The organism is Aquimarina sp. TRL1, from assembly GCF_013365535.1.
In the GTDB taxonomy this organism is placed as follows: Bacteria; Bacteroidota; Bacteroidia; order Flavobacteriales; family Flavobacteriaceae; genus Aquimarina; species Aquimarina hainanensis.
The window spans coordinates 3,093,156-3,112,859 of sequence record NZ_CP053590.1 but is presented as its reverse complement, the minus strand read 5'-3'; the positions used below and the strand labels follow the sequence as shown (position 1 = coordinate 3,112,859).

Sequence of the window (19,704 nt, the reverse complement as noted above, 5' to 3'; positions counted from 1 at the left end):
TGTTATTAATCATTGTTACGATTACTATATAGCAACTATAAGTCCATCATCAAAACAAAGACAAAATGTCATAAAAACATCAAGAACACATGCCAAAAAGTCATTTTTTTATTAAAAAGCACCCGACAAAACAACTTCTTCTAATAAAAATCAATTATAAAAACGTTTAAATATCTCAATCAATTCATTAGGCGGAATTACCTTATCCTTATAAGAATGCATTTCTTTTAATACTGTATCGATTGCCTCTCGTCTCAACCCCATTGAAAGTCCGATTTCTCTAATTTTCTCTATCTCTACCAGAGCACTTTCCTGATCAACATTCATTAGTAACACCAATCTATGAAATTGCAAAATACGCTGCGCCTCTGGCTGCAATATCTTTTTCTCTACTTTTTTCTTCATCAAATCCGCTACTTCATTCTCCGACACCCCCAATTGAGAAGCAACAGCTAAAATAAACCCATATTCGTTTTCTTTTAGCTCTTTATCAGATTTAGCCAAAGCAATCATTTCTGAAAGCAAACTTAATTTTTCCCCTTTAGTATACATATTTCTTTCTTATATTAAAATCGGACTGAAAATAACAAAAACCAAGTATGCCTACCAAATACAACTTTTGCATTAACATCATTTTTACACTTCTTCTATACTCACCTGTTCAAAAGCTATAAATATTCTCTGTAATTATAAGCTAAAAAAAGTACCTTTGCGACATGGGATTAACAAATAATGACATATTCAAAAAACTACGAGTAGCGCATAAACTTAGAGATGATGATATTGTAAAGATATTAGCACTGGTAGATTTCAAGGTAACCAAAAGTGAACTAGGGGCTTTTTTCAGAAACGAGAAACACCCAAAATACAAAGAATGTGGGGATCAGATTCTTCGTAATTTTCTAAACGGACTAGTGATTCACCTTAGAGGACCTATGCCTCCAAAACCTCCTAAAAAGGATCATAAATAGCCATTAAAAAAACAAAATAATTCTTACCTTAGAAGAGAAAGACATTTTAGTATACAACCCACTCACTCAACTAAGGTACCCATGCTTACTAAACAAGAAAAAGAAATATTCAGAGAAGAATTATTCCGGCACTTAGATGGAATTGCTGTTGCTCCTATTGCCTATGCACTTTTTAAAAACGGCATTACCACACATCTCTTACAATACAAAAAAACATCTATCAGCGATCTTTCTATCGCTTTCAAAGCCAACAAAGGCTATCTCAATGTAGCACTTCGTGTGATTAGCTCCCAAGGGTGGCTTACTTATTCAATTAAGGAAAATGATATCTTCATTGCCCTAAACGAGCATTCTGAGATTGCTTTTTCTCATTTCTACCTATATAAAGATGTAGTTTCCTTATTAGAATATTCCGGAAAGTTTCACCGAAGAAAATTCGAAGAAAAACCTTTTTTAAAATTAAAAGCACTTTTCGAGCAATATGAACAAAAATTCGACATTACTGACACTACCGATAAACAAACTCTCAGTATACAACATCAAATTATAAAACACATAGAAGGGATTCTAATTGGTCCTACTACTGTTCATCTCGGTATGGGAGGTATGTTTCACAAATATTTTATGGAAGCATCTTTCAGTGCAGATGAATACCACAGTGCTCCTGAGCATTTTGATGTTATATTATCTTTTTTAAGCCAGTTAGGATGGTTCAAACGTCAAAACAGAAAATACACCTTTACCCCTAAAGGTCTATTCTTTGCCAAAAGAGCTACAGCCTACGGAGTAACCGTTTCTTACATTCCTATGTTCCGTCAAACTGAAGAGTTACTATTTGGTAACCCTTCCATACTCTGGAATACTGCCTCGCAGACAGAGGAGTCTCATGTAGACAGAGAAATGAATGTTTGGGGCAGTGGAGGAGCGCATGCTGCTTATTTCAAAAAAATAGATGAAATCATCATCAGCTTATTTAACAAACCTATAGAAGAACAACCCAAAGGAATTCTGGACATGGGATGCGGAAACGGAGCCTTTTTAATTCATCTGTTTGAAGTTATCGAATCCAAAACACTACGAGGAAAAATGCTGGATGATTATCCTTTATTCTTGGTCGGTGCCGACTACAACAAAACTGCATTAAAAGTGACCAGAGCCAATCTTATACAAGCAGATATTTGGACCAAAGTCATCTGGGGAGATATTAGTGATCCTAAAGCATTAGCAAAAGATCTGAAAGAAGAATACAACATTTCTTTAAAAGACCTTCTTTCTGTAAGAACTTTTTTAGATCACAACAGAATCTGGAATCCTCCAATGCCCACTACTAAATTAAACACCCCTAGCAGTTCTACCGGCGCATTTGCTTATAGAGGAGCCTTACTCCCTAACAACGAAGTAGAAAAAAACTTAAAGGAACATTTTAATAAATGGCGCCCCTACATTGCTCAATATGGTTTAATTGTTATCGAATTACACACGATTCCTCCTGAGATAGCTTCAAAAAATATCGGAAAAACAGTTGCAACTGCTTATGATGCAACACATGGATTTTCTGATCAATATATTCTGGAAATCGATTCTTTCCTAAAAGTAATTAATGAAATAGGGCTACGAAGTGACGAAAAACACTTCCACAGATTTCCTGATTCAGAAATTGCCACAGTAAGCATCCACTATATTCTAGGAGCATAAAAAAAGTCCGGCTGATTAGACCGGACTTTTATAGATTATTGTTCGAACACCTATTCTTTCTTAAGACGAACAGGTACTATATATTCATCATATCCTAAAGGAAGTACTCCACTTACTTTTTTATAGTTCAATCGTGCTTTTATAAAATCAACTATCTTTTCATCTTTTGTGTCAACAGAAAGAACCACAATCTCTTTATCTTTATTTAATGTAAAGGTTACTTCTGCCTTAATATCTTGCTTAATTTTAAAAGATGGGCTCTTTAATAGTTCTCCTATTTCCGCACTAACACTTCTCTTATCTTTTCCTGGTACAGTTGATGCACTCATCACTCCACTAACTACTAACGCAAAGGCTACTAATACTACTTTTAAGTTTTTCATAATTATTCGTTTTTATTATTTAATTGATGCTTATAAGACGACACTAAAAAGCGTTTTGTTACACTTAATTTCATATTTAACACTGCATTAACAAACAAAAAATGCCTTTCAGAAAAACCTGAAAGGCATTTTTTATCGTATTTAAGTACCTATTGAATACTTACGCTAATACAGCTTGTACTTTATCTGCTGCTTCCTGGAATTGTACAGCACTTTGCACATCCAATCCGCTATTATCAATAAGTTCTTTTGCTATATCAGCATTTGTTCCTTGTAGTCGCACAATAATTGGTACGTTTATATCATCTCCCATATTCTTGTATGCATCAACCACTCCCTGTGCTACTCTGTCACAACGAACGATTCCTCCAAAAATATTGATTAGGATTGCTTTTACGTTCTCATCTTTAAGAATTAATCTAAACGCTTCCTCTACTCGTTTTGCATCAGCAGTTCCTCCTACATCAAGGAAGTTCGCCGGCTCTCCTCCTGCTTGCTTGATCAGGTCCATAGTTGCCATTGCCAATCCTGCTCCATTTACCATACACCCAACATTTCCATCAAGGTCCACATAATTCAATCCTACAGACTTTGCCTCTACCTCTACAGGGTTTTCTTCTCTGATGTCACGCATTTCTGCATAATCTTTATGACGATACAATGCATTATCATCTAATGTCACCTTAGCATCAACCGCCATGATTTTATCATCACTGGTTTTTAATACCGGATTAATCTCAAATAAAGAAGAATCTGATTTTACATATGCTGTATATAGTGCAAATACGAATTTCGTCATTTCTTTAAAGGCTGCTCCGCTTAATCCTAAGTTAAAAGCTACACGTCTTGCCTGAAATGGAAGCAATCCTACCGCAGGATCAATCTCTTCTGTAAAAATCAGATGCGGTGTTTCTTCTGCTACTGTTTCGATATCCATTCCTCCTTCTGTAGAATACATAATCATGTTACGTCCTGTAGCACGATTAAGCAATACCGACATATAGTATTCTTCTGGCTCACTATCTCCTGGATAATATACATCTTCAGCGATTAATACCTGATGTACTTTTTTACCTTCTGCAGAAGTTTGAGGAGTTACTAAGTTCATTCCTATAATCTGTCCTGCGATTTCTTCTACTTCCTGAAGATTCTTAGCCAGTTTTACACCGCCTCCTTTTCCTCGTCCACCAGCGTGCACCTGTGCTTTTATAACATGCCATCCTGTACCAGTCTCAGCTGTTAGTTGTTTCGCAGCGGCTACTGCCTCATTCGCATTGTGGGCAACAATTCCGCGCTGAATACGTACGCCAAAGCTGCTTAATATCTCTTTACCCTGATATTCGTGTAAGTTCATAATATTATTTTTAACCTTTTAAAATAGGAGTTTCAAAAATAGGAAAAGTGAAATTACTGTCCCAATCTTTTCGATTAAAAAAGCGGGTTCTTCATATACAAGCTTCAATATCCTAAAACCTTCCTGCTGTTTTTATTCCGTAACCACAATTACGATAGCTCAAAAAACAGACAAAGAACTCCTTCCTTTCTTAAAGCCTTCTTCTATATTTTATATATTATTTTCTATTTCTATCGTTATTTTCTAAACTAGAATTGATAATTTTGCAACCTTAAATTATTAAGTAAAATGGAGAACACAGATTTATTAGCAATCGCAAAAGAACATGGGAGTCCTGTTTACGTTTATGACTCCTCAAAGATCACATCACAGTACAATCGTCTTTTCAATGCTTTTAAAAAGGTCAAACAGGTAAAACTGAATTATGCTGTAAAAGCACTTTCTAACCTTTCCATCCTTAAGCTTATGAAATCTCTTGGTGCCGGACTTGATACGGTTTCCATTCAAGAAGTAAGGTTAGGGTTATTGGCTGGTGTTGCTCCCAAAGACATTGTATTTACGCCTAATGGGGTTTCTCTCGAAGAGATTGAAGAAGTTGCTGCTATGGGAGTTCAGATTAACATAGATAATCTTTCTATCCTTGAGCAATTCGGAACAAAACACCCTAACATACCTGTTTGCATCCGAATCAATCCTCACGTAATGGCTGGAGGAAACAGTAAAATTTCTGTAGGACATATCGATAGCAAATTTGGCATTTCAATTCACCAGATTCCTCACATACTCCGAATTGTAGAAAACACAGGAATGAAAATCAACGGAGTTCATATGCACACGGGTAGTGACATTCTGGATGTAGATGTATTTTTATATGCCAGTGAAATTTTATTTGACACGGCCAAGCATTTCAAAGATTTAGATTTTATAGATTTTGGTAGCGGTTTCAAGGTTCCTTATAAAGAAGGGGATATCGAAACTAATATCGAAATATTCGGTGAGAAGCTATCAAAGCGTTTTAATGATTTCTGCAAAGAATACGGAAAACAATTAACTCTTGGATTCGAACCTGGTAAATTCTTAGTGAGCGAATCAGGGTATTTCCTAGCCAAAGTCAATGTAGTTAAGCAAACTACCTCTACTGTTTTTGCAGGAATTGACAGCGGATTCAATCACCTGATAAGACCTATGTTTTACAACGCTCATCACGAAATAATAAACGTTTCCAATCCTACTGGAAAAGAACGTTTTTATTCTGTGGTAGGATACATCTGCGAGACAGACACCTTTGCTACCAACAGAAGAATTAATGAGATTACAGAAGGAGATATTATTGCTTTTAAAAATGCCGGTGCCTACTGCTTCTCTATGGCCAGCAACTACAATTCCAGATACAGACCAGCAGAAGTACTATGGCATAATAAAAAAGCACATTTAATACGAAAAAGAGAAACTTTTGAAGACTTACTACACAACCAAGTTACTACAGATATTTTTTCTAAAGAAACAGAAAAAGCATAACAGTTGTTTTTCTTAACGAACTAACAAAAAAACCTGATAATCTATATCAGGTTTTTTTTATTCTATTATCTTTTTTCTAAGAGATCACATCTTCATAAGGTTACGCACTAAATGCTCTAGCCCATTTAACTTCAATTCATACACAGTCTCTAATTGTTTCCCCAGAGTCCCTTTGGGCAATCCTTTATTTCTATACCAAACAATGTAATACTCTGGAAGATCTATCAAATATCTATCTTTATACTTCCCGAAAGGCATTTTTGCTTTTGCCAATTTAAGCAGGAATTCTTTTTGCGGTTCTAAAGTCATACAGGGTAGTTCTGAAGAAAATTATTTTTCGTACGCTCTATAGTACCATATTAGCGTCTTCACCTTTTCTTCCCATCTCTTTTGTGCTTCTTTATTTTTGGAATGCTCTGTTTCAATATCGTATTGCTCCTGCATATTGGTACGCATACGCTCTACGAGTTTATACATTTTATTAAGATCTCTACGAATATTTTTTCCAGGCTTGTAATCTTTTAATCTTTTGCGAAGAATTCTAGCGTGTAGTTCTGATATATCAAAATGTAATTGTTCATGATTTAATAAGTAGTCTGTTCGCTGCCCAATCTTTGCCCAAGATTGAGAAGGATAACAGAAACTATCTACCTTATAATCCAAAGCTATCTCACCTTCATCTTTTCCATAAGACCACTGATACGTTATCCCCGTAATCACCACCGCATCAAAATCACTGTTCCAGTCCGGCTCTCCCCTAAAGTCACTCCAATCTAACTTACTCTTTTCTGCATATGAGAATTTTTCGACATAACCATCATTTGGAAAAACCAAAAATAAAATAACAGCTAAGAATTTATTCATAATAACAACAATTATGCCCTGCTAAAATCACAATTTCCCTTCATTTATCTAAACAACAAATCAACACGGGGCTAGGCATTGATCAACTTTTTTTAGATATGCTTCTTTTCCTTATTTCGCAGTACGACCGCACATCAGTCTGCTCTTCAATAATCTAAATGTTTTAAAAAACGTTACTCTACAATTATTGTCATAATACTCCTATCAACTTCCATACCAATTCCATGCTATGAAACATTGATAACATTCCTTTGAATTTGTTTCGACAATAATAATAAAAAAAAAATCTATTTTATCATTATTAAATTTTAAGAAAACGTATTTTTATTCAATCTAAAATACGTTCTTTTTAGGTAAGCCCCTAAAAAATCATAATCATTATACTGAATTATTCAACTACTGTAAGTTTCAAATCATCATCAAACTTGATGATATAAGATGCTTTGTTATAATATCCTCCTAAGAGTTTTTTTGCATAATTAAACTTATTCTCCACATATTCCGTAGTTCCTTCGAATGTTGCTGCATGATATAAATCATCTGCTGTTCCCAATCTCATCAAAATATCATAAGCAATATCAAACCCTCTTACCGCAAACTTATTAGGTGCCACTCCATATTTCTTTTTGTATCGCTCTACAAAAGGAAGCTTCATCTCCTCTACATCGTATTCCTTATCAATAGAAGGGTAATGCAAATGCATTTTTGACAATTGTTCATTCTTAATATTATCATTATCGAAAGCTTTGTTCTTTTCTGTAGTAAACAGTGTCACTTTATGGCTTTCTGCCTTCGCATTCAATAACGGAATCACATTACTAATCATCGCTACATCATTAGACTCTAAAAACACCCAATTTGGCTTTTTAGCATCCAGAATTCTCGCTAAATCAACTTCATAAAGATAGTTCCCTTTTTGAATTTTAGCAATCTTTGCATTAGGAAATTTAGCAATTAATTTATTTTTCAACGCTTCATGCTTTGTTCCTCTTTGCACAATGATAATAATATTCTTATCTGTAGAGTCTTTTTCTACATACGATATCAACTTATCTTCTAGCAATTCTTTACTAGGTCTGGTTTGAAAAAAGTTTCCATATAACTTAGACTCTTTCTTAGAAGCGGGCGAAAAAACAGGCACGTCATATTTCTTTAACTCCGCTGTAACGAGTTCTACATTGCTTTGATACAATGGCCCTATAACTGCATCCATCTCATCAAAATTCGCTTCTACCATAATCTCTTTGATTCCCTTTACATTATTATCTTTCTCTGTATCAAAAACACTAAGTTCTGTAGAAATCCCTCTGGTTTTAGCTGAATCCACTGCTATCAGAATCCCACTATAGAAATCCAGAGCCACCCTCAGGCTTTGCTTTCTTTTCAGATATTCTTCTGTCTTGCTTCGGGTATTAATATCAATACTTTCCAAACTAAAAGGAAGCATTACTCCTATTTTCTTTTGTTTAAAGTTAAACAACTTACGTTCTAAGTTAATTGTCTTTCCTTCGGCATAATCAAAAGACAAGGAATCTTTTATATTTTGTTTTGGAATGGTTATCACCATACCAGCTTTTAATCCATCTTTTATATACGGATTCATTTTCATCAAAGAATCAGAAGAAATATCCAGACGTCTCACCAGACTAAACATTGTCTCTTTTGGCTGAATCTTATACAATTCAAAACCTTCTTCTAATACATCTCCATATTCTACAAAAACAGATGTCGGAACTTTAATTTCCATCCCTATAGGAAAATCCGGATCCATTTCCGGGTTCAGCTGCTCTAGCTCCTCTATAGTGATTCCGTGTTTTCTAGCTATTCCAAATTTAGTATCCTTAGGCTTTACAACATAAGTAGTCACCTGAGAAACTGTTCCTACTGGGGTTCCTCCTTCATCTGTTCCAGCAGCTACAGATTCATATACAGGAATTCTAAGTTTATCTTTTTTTCGAATCCCTTCTGAATACAATCGCTTATTGTGTTTCTTTATCTCATCGATAGTCACCGAATATGCTTTTGCAATCCCTGTCAATGTTTCTTTTTTCTTGACCTTATGCGTTCTAAAACTAACAGGTGTACGTCCTGTTTCTTCTGTTACAGGAACAGATACCGTTGTTTTATCTCCTGTATCTATTTCTGTTTTTTCTGTAGAAACAATCCCTACTTTCAGGATTTGATCGATATTAATTCCATCTCTGGCTTCAGGATTTAGTTTATAGATCTCTTCGGGGGTAATCCCATATTTTTTAGAAATACTGTAAACAGTATCTCCTTCTTCTACCAAATGTGTTTTATATTCCTTATCATTTGCTACGGGTATTGCCAGAATTTCACCTTCTTTTATACCATCTTTAGCCGTCGGGTTTACCTTATAAATCACCTCTGGAGTTACATTATATCGCTTTGCTATGCGGTACACATTCTCTCCTTTGGCTACCTTATGACTTTTGTATTGCTGTGCCAATCCAACACTAGTAACAAACAACAACAATACGAACATCAACACTTTATTCATTCCCCTGTATATTTAAAAAACTTTTATATTAATCTTGATTTTTTACTCGATCATCGAGATCTAAACACTCCGAAACTCCCCTCGGAATTAAAATTCATTTCTTATGACGCCTCATACATTTGTATCGAGGTAATTTACTCAATATTATATTATTCCCACTCAATCGTCGCAGGTGGTTTTGAACTAATATCATAGACTACTCTATTAACGCCCTTGACCTTATTTATTATATCATTTGATGTTTTTTGCAGAAACTCATAAGGCAGATTAACCCAATCAGCAGTCATTCCATCTGTACTTTCTACCGCTCTAAGTGCTACACATTTTTCATAGGTTCTTTCATCTCCCATAACTCCTACACTATTCACCGGCAATAAAATCGCTCCTGCTTGCCATACCTTGTCGTACAATCCATGCTCTTTTAAACCATTGATAAATATTGCATCTACTTCCTGTAAAATCCGAACTTTCTCTGCGGTAATATCTCCTAAGATACGTATCGCTAATCCCGGTCCTGGAAAAGGATGTCTTCCCAACAACTCTTTATCTATTCCCATAGAAGCTCCAACTCTTCTCACCTCATCTTTAAACAGCATTCTCAAAGGCTCTACAACTTTTAATTTCATAAAGTCAGGTAATCCACCTACATTATGATGTGATTTTATCGTTACTGATGGTCCATTTACAGAAACAGATTCTATAACATCTGGATAAATGGTCCCTTGTGCTAACCATTTTGCGTCTGTTATCTGGTTTGATTCATCATCAAACACCTCTATAAATACACGTCCTATAATTTTCCTTTTTCCTTCCGGGTCACTTTCTCCTGCCAATGCATCCAAAAAACGTGCCGAAGCATCTACTCCTTTTACATTCAACCCCATTCCTTCGTATTGCTTTAATACCGAAGAAAATTCGTCTTTTCTAAGCAAACCGTTATTAACAAATATACAATGTAAATTACTCCCTATTGCCTTGTGCAACAAAATTGCAGCAACTGTAGAGTCTACTCCTCCACTTAGTCCTAATACTACTTTATCATCTCCTAATTTCTCCTTTAAACCGGCAACAGTAGTATCCACAAAAGAATCCGGAGTCCAATTTGGTGTTACAGAAGCTATTTTTATCAGAAAATTCTCCAGCAACTGCTTTCCATCTGTAGAGTGATACACCTCGGGATGAAACTGAATTGCATAAGTTTCTTCTCCATCTATTCTATAAGCTGCATTTTCTACATCTGCTGTACTCGCCAGTCTAACGGCTCCGGTTGGCAACTCCTTAATTGTATCACTATGACTCATCCACACCTGAGAACCTATGGATATTTTTTCGAAAAACAACTCATCTTCTTTTACAAAAGAAAGATTTGCTCTACCGTATTCTCTCGTAGCAGAAGGCGCTACTTTTCCTCCACTAAAATGCGCTAGATATTGCGCTCCGTAACAAACCGCTAATAATGGCTTTTTACCTCTAATTTCTGACAAATCAGGGTGTGGTGCATCTTCACTTCTAACTGAAAACGGAGAACCGGATAAAATTACTGCTTTAAATTCGGAAACATTCTCCGGAATTTTGTGATATGGGTGGATTTCACAATAAATATTTAACTCTCTAACTCTTCTCGCAATTAACTGAGTATACTGCGATCCAAAATCTAAAATAAGTACGTTGTTTTGCATAGGCAAAAATAAAATTAAATTAAAAATTCTGAAATCTTAAACCGATATTTTTTACACTTTATTTAACCTTATCAGCGCTTCATAATTCCTCATAACTTACAGTAGTAAAAATCAGCTATTTTTCCCTCTTTTCTTAAAAAAACAAGAATCTGACGCTTTCAGAGACAAATAACAGACTTGTTTCAGGTTCTAAAAAGTTATTTATGTTAAGGTTTTCATATCGTTAAAAACACTCACCTACAAAAACATTCCATTCACCGACAGTGGTTTTCCAATAAACGAGATTCCTCTTTGGAAAGCTGTTACCCATAATATATTTGTATCAAACAACGCCTCAAAAATTAATATCATGTTTTATCAAATTTCAAATTTCGGATTCAATAACAATAACAAATTCTTCATTGCTTTAATCATTTTATTAAGCTTAAGCTATACAATCCAAGCAAATGATTCTGATGCGATTACTTATAAAATCGCCGATTTCCACAAGAAATATGAAGGAAAATATGATCTTAACATCACTGCTTCCTCTTCTGACAAAAAAGTCCCTTTATTTATCGTTTTGCCAGGTTGGGTAGGAAATAAAAAGTTTACTGATTTTAAAAACAGCTTAATTACTCCTGCTTTAGAAAATGCTAACGGAATCATTTTTAGCCCCTCTATCTCCTGGAAAAGTCATTCTGCTGCTAAATTGGAACAAATCATCAAAGACTTTATCGCCACTGCTACTCAAAACTTATCCGTAGACCCTCAAAAAATTGTATTAATCGGATATAGTAGAGGAGCTATGGAAGCTATTAACTTAACCAAGAACAACGACACAACATTCTCTGCCTTAATTATAATGGCTTCTAATTTTAAATTCAAAAACAAACTTTCGACTCCAATACATGTTATCCAGGGAACTAAAGACAAATTCTTTCCGATCTCAAAAGCGAGAAAAAATATTATCGATGCAAAATCCAAAGGATGTAACATTCTTTTTACAGAAGTTGAAACAGAAAAACACATAACACCTGCTGATTATATCAAAGATTTAAACTCAAGCATCCCATGGTTACAGAACACTATTTGGTAACACATGCTATCAGAGGCAAGTTTCGACACAATAACATCTTTGCTTATTGCACAAAAAACCACAAAAGAAAAAAGGGTACCCCACACCCTTTTTTCTTTTGCTCATTTCAGTACGTTTTTTGCGCTCTTCTCCTTCTACAATACAATATAAAAGCGTAACTTTATTACTCACTAACTAATTGATTAACAAATGAAATTATTCATCAAATTATCCCTGATTGCTATTTTAATCGGATTAATCTCTTGTGCTGACAAGAAAAAAGAAGAACAAGAAACGAAAGCTGCTATCGAAAAGGTAGAAGCTATAGAGAAAGAGCTAAATGAAGTATCTAATGACATCTTATCTAAAACAGAAGAACTTGAAAATGTTTTAAAAGACCTGGACAGCATCTAAAGCTTTCTTATTCCACACCAATTAAAATACATCTAAAAAATATCATTAATTATGAAGTTCACTAAATCAATAGTCCTATTCTCGGGATGTTTTTTTATACTAAACAGTCTGTCAATCCAAGCACAGGAAAAAACAATAGAAGTCACTCAGAAAATTACTAAAAAAGCAACGGAAGCAGAAAAAAAGGCAATCACCGATACCCAAGAGAAGATATCTGAGAAAACAAAAGAGCTTACTACCAAAACTGAAAACGTTAAAAATGCTGCTGAAAGCAAAATAAATGAAGCTGGGAATGCTGCTTCAGAAAAAATTAACAAAATCAAAGAGCAAACCGATACAAAAATCAACGACGCTGCCAATAAAACGGCAGCCATAAAAGATAAGGTTAATGCTTCTAAAGAAGAAATCACAAGAAAAAGCAAAGAAGGACTGTCGGGAAAAGCGCTAGGGTTAGCACATATCGCAGATGTCAAGACGATATTGTCTCAAAAAAAAGAACAACTAAAACAGAGCTATGCTACGCTTACTTCTGGAAAAGAAAAGCTTGCAGCCGCAAAAAACAGATTAGCCAAAGCAAAAGAGCTTACAGGAGAAGAAGCTTTAACCCCAGAAGCTATTGCTGAAAAAGAAACGACGATAAACAATGTCGCTACTAAACTAAAAGCCCTGGAAGCTTCTATTGCCAAAGGAAAAGAAATCATTAAACAGGGGAAAGAAAAATTAGAATTAATCTATCCTAAAAAACAAGGATAAAGCTCTATAATAAATCACATATTGACTGCTGCTCTAAGAAGGCAGCAGTTATTGTTTTATTACCAGGAACTCTCCCAACAAAGGATCAAGAGTCTCTTTCAACACCTTTATTAACTCTTCTCCAAACTCCAGATACAATTCAGAAAAATTAACTGTTCTTTCCTGAAGTCCATATCCTGGGAAAAGCGCATTCTGCAAGTTGGTTAAACGTACAACCTGATCACTCAACTTTCTACGCTGGGCTTTTAACAATCGTTTTTCCAAAACATCCAATCCCTTTAATTGTTTTGTCTCTTGTGCTCTTACTGCATTAGCAAAAGACACATCTGTTTCTTTTGCCAGTTCTAACATCTCCTTGAACTGTTCTTTCAAAATCAATCGTTGCGCATCAAAGTTTATATCTATATTCGATATCTGCCGAACTTTCCTATTGATCAATTCATGTTGTTTCAGAAAAAGTTCCTGATCAGTCATCGACAGTTTTTTTATTTTCTCTGCTTGTTTGGTCGTCTGAACCAATACTGAATTTCGAAGCAGCAACATTGGGAACGGAATATCTGCCTTGGCAAAATACTGCTTTAATTCTAACCAGTACGCCAACTCCCCTCCTCCGCCTATATAACATAAATTAGGCAAAATCACCTCTTGATATAATGGTCTCATGATTACATTCGGACTGAATCGTTCGGGAGCCTCTTCTACATGCTTAAGCACATCTTCTTTACTCCATCGAATAGAGGTTCCGAATACCCTATATACATGATCTTCCTTTACAATTCTTTCTCTCACCCCTTCCGACAAATAAAACAGATTAATCTCCCTGGGATTTACCTGCATTTTATACCCTTGATCCACTAATTTTCTCCCTACAGGAAGAACTGTTTCATAAGACAGTTGTTCTTCTAATTCTCTTTTTACATAAGGGACAAACATCGATTTTAACGCTTTGTCATCCCCATCAACAATAACGAGACCATAAGAAGAAAAAAGTTCATTTGCCAGATACCTTGTTGCAGCTGATAATGTATCGTGTTTTATATAGGCTGCTTCGAAAAGCTTTTTTAGGTACATTGCATTTTTTCCTTTTCCAATCTCAGCAGAAAAAATCGTCAACACCTCATCCAAACCTTCAGTAGTAAAATTCCCTACAGCACCTCCTGCTTCTTTATTCCATTGGATTTTTTTTCCGAAAAGTCTAAAATAATTAATCTCATCAAAATCATGATCCTCGGTAGCCATCCAATACACAGGAACAAAATTATAAGAAGGATACTGCTTTTTTAAGGTTTCACACAGATTAATCGTAGATAAGATCTTATACAAAAAATACAAAGGTCCTGTAAACAAGTTCAGTTGATGTCCCGTGGTTACCGTAAAAGTATTACCTTCTCTTAACAGTTTTATATGCTGCAAAGTTGCCTCAGAAGTCACAACTCCATGATACTGTTTTTCTAGTGCAGTAGCCAGAATATCCCTATGCGCATCAGAAAAACGATATTGCTTCTCTTCGATCTGACCCCCAAAGTTTTCTAACGTCGGAAATCGATTATAAAACGCTTTCAGTTCGGGTTTTTGATCTAAATAATCACAAATAAAAGAAGAAAAGTAATGGGTATCTCTAAATGGAATACTGGTACAAGGCATAAATTTTTTTTTGGGTTCTAAAGATACGGCAGATTACATTTTCAAATCCTAAAATTTAGTTAATACAAAATATATCCTAATTTTAAGGCAGTATTTTACCGATCTAAAATTCTATTAATGAAAAAAATATTATCATTTTTCTTAGTCGTTTCTGTTTGTATTTCTTACGCTCAGAACAAGATACAATCGCCACAGGATTTTCTTGGATATGAAATAGGGAGTCAATTTACACGCCACGCTAATGTCATCAACTACTTTGAGTACGTGGCAAACAACTCTCCATTAGTCACATATCACACATATGGTGCGACCAATGAGCGAAGACCGCTAACTTATGCTGTTATATCCAGTGAGCAAAACATCCAAAATCTGGAAAAAATAAGAACAAGTCACTTACAGAACACGGAACACTCCAATACTTATACAGTTCCTGAAATCGCTATTGTTTGGCTAAGCTACAATGTACATGGTAATGAAGCCTCCAGTACGGAAGCAGCGATGATTACGTTGTATGAATTGATTACTAAAAAAAAGGAATGGCTTCAGAACACTGTAGTTATTATAGATCCTTGTTTAAATCCAGATGGAAGAGACCGATATGTTAATTGGTATAATCAGGTAAAGAGCACTCCATTTAATACAAATCAAGATGCTTCGGAACATCACGAACCCTGGCCAGGAGGGAGGCCTAATCACTATTTGTTTGACCTAAATCGCGATTGGGCATGGGCTTCACAGGTAGAATCCTCTCAGCGTCTCGCTATCTATAATCAATGGTTACCTCATATACATGTTGACTTTCATGAACAAGGAATTAACGAACCATATTATTTTGCTCCTGCAGCAGAGCCATTTCATGAGATCATTTCTCCATGGCAAAGAGAATTCCAAACACAAATTGGTCAGAATCACGCTACTTATTTTGATAAAGAAGGCTGGCTTTATTTTACTCGGGAACGTTTTGACCTTCTATATCCTAGCTATGGAGACACCTACCCTACCTTTATGGGAGCTATAGGTATGACCTATGAACAAGCAGGTCACGGAAGAGCCGGCTTAGGTATTCAAACAGACGAAGGGTATATATTAACCTTAAAAGATCGGGCACTTCATCATACGACTACCGGCTTATCTACTGTAGAGATATCTTCTAAAAATGCTTCCAAGCTCAATAAAGAATTTAGAAAATTCTTTGACAATACCTCATTAAAATACAAAAGCTATGTACTTAATGGAGCTGAAGATAAACTAAAATCATTAACAAAACTATTAGACAAACACCAAATTGAATACGGATATACAACATTAGAAAAGGTCAAAGGGTACCTGTATTCAACCAATAAACAAGGAAGCATTAATACTAAAGGAGCTCTGGTTGTAAATACGAATCAACCCAAAGGAAAAATGATCAAGGTTCTTTTCGAACCCAATGCATTACTCACCAACCCTCTGACGTATGATATTACTGCCTGGAGCATCCCATATGCTTATGGTTTAGATGCTGTCGCTTCGACTACACTTATTCCCCATAGTCCTAAAAATACGACATCCATACACAATACTCCTTCCCCATCAGCCGCGGGATACATTAGCAAATGGAATAGCTTACAAGACGCTTCTTTCTTAAGTGATTTACTGCAAAATGGAATTAAAGTGCGTTTCAGTGAAAAAGACTTCACGAATAACAACATTTTTTTTAAAAAAGGAAGCCTCATCATCACAAAAAGCGACAATAAAAACCTTAGCAACTATGACGAGGTAGTTACGTCCTTGGCAAACAAACATCAAAGAAAACTTCATAATGCAATAACAAGTTTCGCTAATCAAGGAGTTGACTTTGGTTCTCCGGATGTAAAACTAATTAACAAAGCAAAAATTGCAGTCTTAAAAGGAAAACGCACCTCTTCATTAAACTACGGAGAAATCTGGCATTTTTTTGAACAACAGCTCCACTATCCTATTACGGCTATTGATACAGATTATTTTAAACAAACTGATCTTCGTCAATACGATATTTTAATACTACCCAATGGTTATTACGGTGCATATTTTGACAAAAACACAAAAGAGAAATTACAACAATGGATCGCTTCTGGAGGAAAAGTAATTGCTATTTCTAACGCTATGAAAATTTTCTCTAACCAAAAAGGGTATGATCTAACACCTCATAGTGCTAAAAAATCAAAAGATACTTTAGGAAACTTAATTCCATACGACCAAAGAGAAAAAGAAAGTGTAACTAATTTTATAACAGGAAGCATTTTCAAAACAAAAATAGATACATCACACCCTATGGCTTTTGGTTACCCAGACACTTATTTTAGTCTAAAACTAGGTAAAGACTCCTATAAACTCTTACAAAAAGGATATAATGTATCCTATATAAAAACGCCAGAGAACGTTTCCGGGTTTGCCGGTAAAGAAGCTTTAAGCGGTCTAAAAAACTCTCTGGTCTTTGGGGAGTGCCGATTAGGAAATGGTAGTATTATTTACATGGTAGACAATCCTCTTTTCAGATCATTTTGGGAAAATGGGAAACTATTTTTCGTCAATGCTGTTTTTTTTACCAATAACCATAAATTCAGAATCTAATTACATCAATCTACAACCCATGCATCAAAAAAAAACAACTCAATTTCTCAAGTCCTTTTGCTTATGCTTTCTGCTGTTAGCAATAGGATGCCAGGAAACGACTAAAAAAGAAGAACCCGTGAAATCAGATACTACTAAAACAAGTAACAATATCTTGCTACAAGAATGGGAAGGACCTTACGGAGGAATTCCTGCGTTTGACAAAATGAAACTTGCTGATATCATCCCGGCAATGCGACAGGGAATGAAATCTCAACTAGAAGAAATAGATATTATCACTTCTAACAAAGAACTTCCTTCTTTCGAGAACACCATCATTCCATATGAAAAAGCAGGATCTGAATTAAATCGAGTACAGACATATTACAATATCTTAAGCAGTAACCTTTCCTCTCCTGAGTTTAGAGAAATCCAAGGAAAACTCGCTCCTGAGCTTTCTGATTTTTATTCTAAAATTTCTCAAAACAGTCTCTTATTTGAACGAATAAAAACAGTGTTTGAGGAAGCTCAAAAAAAACCTTTAGAAGCAGACAAACAGCGTCTTCTTCAATTAATATACACCAATTTTGCAATGAATGGAGCAGAATTGAACAATGATAAAAAAGCGAGATACGCCGCCATTAATAAGGAACTTTCTTCCCTATACACTACCTTCTCTAATAATGTATTAGCAGATGAAGAAAATTATATCACCTACTTATCGAAAGATCAGTTAGGGGGACTTTCTGAGAGTATGATTAAGGCTGCTGCAAAAATTGCCAGTGACAACGGAAAAGAAGGAGCATACGCTATAACTAATACTCGGTCTTCGATGTCTCCTTTTCTTACGTATTCTACCGAAAGAGAAATCCGAGAAAAAGTATGGAAAAACTATTACTCCAGAGGAGACAATGGCGATACATTCGATAACAAAGAGATTATCAAAAAAATCCTAACATTGAGAAAAGAACGGGTTCAATTACTAGGGTTTGATAATTATGCTGCATGGCGATTGCAAAACCGAATGGCAAAAACGCCGGAAAATGCCATGGAATTAATGAATGCTGTCTGGCCTGCTGCTATTGCCAGAGTAAAAGAAGAAGTACACGATATGCAAAATGTTGCTGACACCAATGGAGATAATTTAAAAATAGCCCCTTGGGATTACCGATATTATGCAGAAAAGGTTCGGAAAAAGAAATACGACTTGGATTCTGACGAAGTAAAACAATATCTACAACTCAATAAACTAACACAGGCATTATTTTATGTAGCAGGAGAACTATTCAATTATGATTTCACTCCTGTTCCAGAAGGGAGTGTTCCTGTATTCCATGAAGATGTCAAAGTATGGGATGTTACGGACCGATCTACCAAAGCACATATTGGTCTTTGGTATTTAGACCCTTTTTCCAGACCAGGGAAAAGATCAGGAGCCTGGGCGACAACCTATAGAAGTCATACTACCTTTGATGGAAAAAAAACAGTACTTGCTTCTAATAATTCCAATTTCGTAAAACCTGCTCCTGGAGAACCTGTATTAGTATCCTGGGATGATGCTACTACTTTCTTTCATGAATTTGGGCATGCATTACACTTCTTTTCCTCTAATGTAAAGTACCCTACACTAAACAGCGGAGTAAGAGACTATACTGAATTCCAATCTCAACTTTTGGAACGATGGCTATCTACCGACAACGTTATCAACAAATTCCTTGTTCATCACAAAACCGGAGAACCTATTCCTGGACATTTAGTAAACAAAATAAAGAAAGCCGCAACCTTTAATCAAGGATTTGCGACAACGGAATATCTCGCTTCTGCTTTAATGGATATGAAACTTCATCTGGCAGATCCTTCAAATATCGACATTACTACTTTTGAAAAAGAGACACTAAAAGAATTAAAAATGCCTAAGGAATTGGTAATGCGTCACAGAACACCTCACTTCGGGCATGTATTTTCTGGAGAAGGGTACGCTACAGCGTATTATGGTTATATGTGGGCTGATGTTCTTACTTCTGATGCTGCAGAAGCATTTGGAGAAGCACCTGGAGGTTTCTACGATAAAGAACTAGCTTCTAAACTCGTTACACATCTATTTTCTCCGAGAAATGCGGTGGACCCCGCAGAAGCTTATAAACAATTCCGAGGAAGAGACGCAACTATTGAAGCATTGATGAAAGACCGCGGATTTCCTATCCCTAAAAAATAATTTCAACACTCCCTTTTCAACAAAAAAAGGGAGTATCCTTTTTAAAAAATCATAAAATTTCTCAA

16 protein-coding genes are annotated in these 19,704 nt (G+C 35.5%); 8 read left to right on the top strand and 8 right to left on the bottom strand.

Features of this window, described 5'->3' with window-relative positions; genetic code table 11:
* Window positions 1-150: 150 nt before the first annotated feature.
* Window positions 151-552, bottom strand: coding sequence for a TerB family tellurite resistance protein (locus tag HN014_RS12540; RefSeq protein ID WP_176029204.1), 402 nt, complete (start codon window positions 550-552; stop codon window positions 151-153).
* Window positions 553-716: 164 nt separating this feature from the next.
* Between HN014_RS12540 and HN014_RS12535 the strand changes: the two genes are divergently transcribed.
* Window positions 717-971 (top strand): DUF1456 family protein, encoded by a 255-nt coding sequence (locus HN014_RS12535; protein WP_176029203.1) that lies wholly within the window; start codon window positions 717-719, stop codon window positions 969-971.
* A gap of 81 nt (window positions 972-1,052) precedes the next feature.
* The gene (locus tag HN014_RS12530; protein ID WP_176029202.1) at window positions 1,053-2,666 is read left to right on the top strand and encodes a class I SAM-dependent methyltransferase; all 1,614 of its coding nucleotides are present in this window, start codon (window positions 1,053-1,055) and stop codon (window positions 2,664-2,666) included.
* Window positions 2,667-2,716: 50 nt separating this feature from the next.
* On the opposite strand, the gene HN014_RS12525 is transcribed toward HN014_RS12530, so the two are convergent.
* Together HN014_RS12525 and sucC are read right to left on the bottom strand one after the other, a co-directional pair.
* Window positions 2,717-3,049, bottom strand: a complete 333-nt coding sequence (locus HN014_RS12525) for a hypothetical protein (RefSeq protein ID WP_176029201.1) — start codon at window positions 3,047-3,049, stop codon at window positions 2,717-2,719.
* A gap of 160 nt (window positions 3,050-3,209) precedes the next feature.
* A complete protein-coding gene (gene sucC, locus HN014_RS12520; RefSeq protein ID WP_176029200.1) occupies window positions 3,210-4,403 on the bottom strand; it encodes an ADP-forming succinate--CoA ligase subunit beta in 1,194 nt (397 codons plus the stop codon).
* Between the two features lie 288 nt (window positions 4,404-4,691).
* On the opposite strand from sucC, the gene lysA reads away from it, so the two are divergent.
* A complete protein-coding gene (gene lysA, locus HN014_RS12515) occupies window positions 4,692-5,921 on the top strand; it encodes a diaminopimelate decarboxylase (protein ID WP_176029199.1) in 1,230 nt (409 codons plus the stop codon).
* Between the two features lie 84 nt (window positions 5,922-6,005).
* Here lysA and HN014_RS12510 read toward each other — a convergent pair whose 3' ends face one another.
* From HN014_RS12510 to guaA, 4 genes are all read right to left on the bottom strand, one after another.
* The gene (locus HN014_RS12510; RefSeq protein ID WP_176029198.1) at window positions 6,006-6,230 is read right to left on the bottom strand and encodes a DUF3820 family protein; all 225 of its coding nucleotides are present in this window, start codon (window positions 6,228-6,230) and stop codon (window positions 6,006-6,008) included.
* Window positions 6,231-6,251: 21 nt separating this feature from the next.
* On the bottom strand, window positions 6,252-6,785 hold the full coding sequence (locus HN014_RS12505; RefSeq protein WP_176029197.1) for a DUF922 domain-containing protein: 534 nt from the start codon (window positions 6,783-6,785) through the stop codon (window positions 6,252-6,254).
* 388 nt (window positions 6,786-7,173) lie between these two features.
* The gene (locus HN014_RS12500; RefSeq protein ID WP_176029196.1) at window positions 7,174-9,306 is read right to left on the bottom strand and encodes a LysM peptidoglycan-binding domain-containing protein; all 2,133 of its coding nucleotides are present in this window, start codon (window positions 9,304-9,306) and stop codon (window positions 7,174-7,176) included.
* Between the two features lie 149 nt (window positions 9,307-9,455).
* Window positions 9,456-10,985 (bottom strand): glutamine-hydrolyzing GMP synthase, encoded by a 1,530-nt coding sequence (gene guaA, locus HN014_RS12495; protein ID WP_176029195.1) that lies wholly within the window; start codon window positions 10,983-10,985, stop codon window positions 9,456-9,458.
* A gap of 349 nt (window positions 10,986-11,334) precedes the next feature.
* Here guaA and HN014_RS12490 point away from each other — a divergent pair, with 349 nt between their 5' ends.
* From HN014_RS12490 to HN014_RS12480, 3 genes are all read left to right on the top strand, one after another.
* Window positions 11,335-12,063: a dienelactone hydrolase family protein gene (locus tag HN014_RS12490; RefSeq protein ID WP_176029194.1), complete on the top strand. Its 729-nt coding sequence runs from the start codon at window positions 11,335-11,337 to the stop codon at window positions 12,061-12,063.
* Window positions 12,064-12,252: 189 nt separating this feature from the next.
* Window positions 12,253-12,456: a hypothetical protein gene (locus HN014_RS12485; protein WP_176029193.1), complete on the top strand. Its 204-nt coding sequence runs from the start codon at window positions 12,253-12,255 to the stop codon at window positions 12,454-12,456.
* Window positions 12,457-12,507: 51 nt separating this feature from the next.
* On the top strand, window positions 12,508-13,209 hold the full coding sequence (locus HN014_RS12480; RefSeq protein ID WP_176029192.1) for a hypothetical protein: 702 nt from the start codon (window positions 12,508-12,510) through the stop codon (window positions 13,207-13,209).
* A 48-nt stretch (window positions 13,210-13,257) separates the two neighbouring features.
* Here HN014_RS12480 and bshC read toward each other — a convergent pair whose 3' ends face one another.
* Window positions 13,258-14,853 carry a bacillithiol biosynthesis cysteine-adding enzyme BshC gene (gene bshC, locus HN014_RS12475; protein ID WP_176029191.1) on the bottom strand — a complete coding sequence of 532 codons (1,596 nt, stop codon included), beginning with the start codon at window positions 14,851-14,853 and terminating at the stop codon, window positions 13,258-13,260.
* Between the two features lie 117 nt (window positions 14,854-14,970).
* Here bshC and HN014_RS12470 point away from each other — a divergent pair, with 117 nt between their 5' ends.
* Entirely contained in the window at window positions 14,971-17,445 is a 2,475-nt protein-coding gene (locus HN014_RS12470) for a M14 family metallopeptidase (protein ID WP_176029190.1), read from the top strand.
* Entirely contained in the window at window positions 17,405-19,639 is a 2,235-nt protein-coding gene (locus HN014_RS12465) for a M3 family metallopeptidase (protein ID WP_254883996.1), read from the top strand. The genes HN014_RS12470 and HN014_RS12465 overlap by 41 nt, the downstream gene beginning before the upstream one ends.
* The last annotated feature ends 65 nt before the right edge of the window (window positions 19,640-19,704 follow it).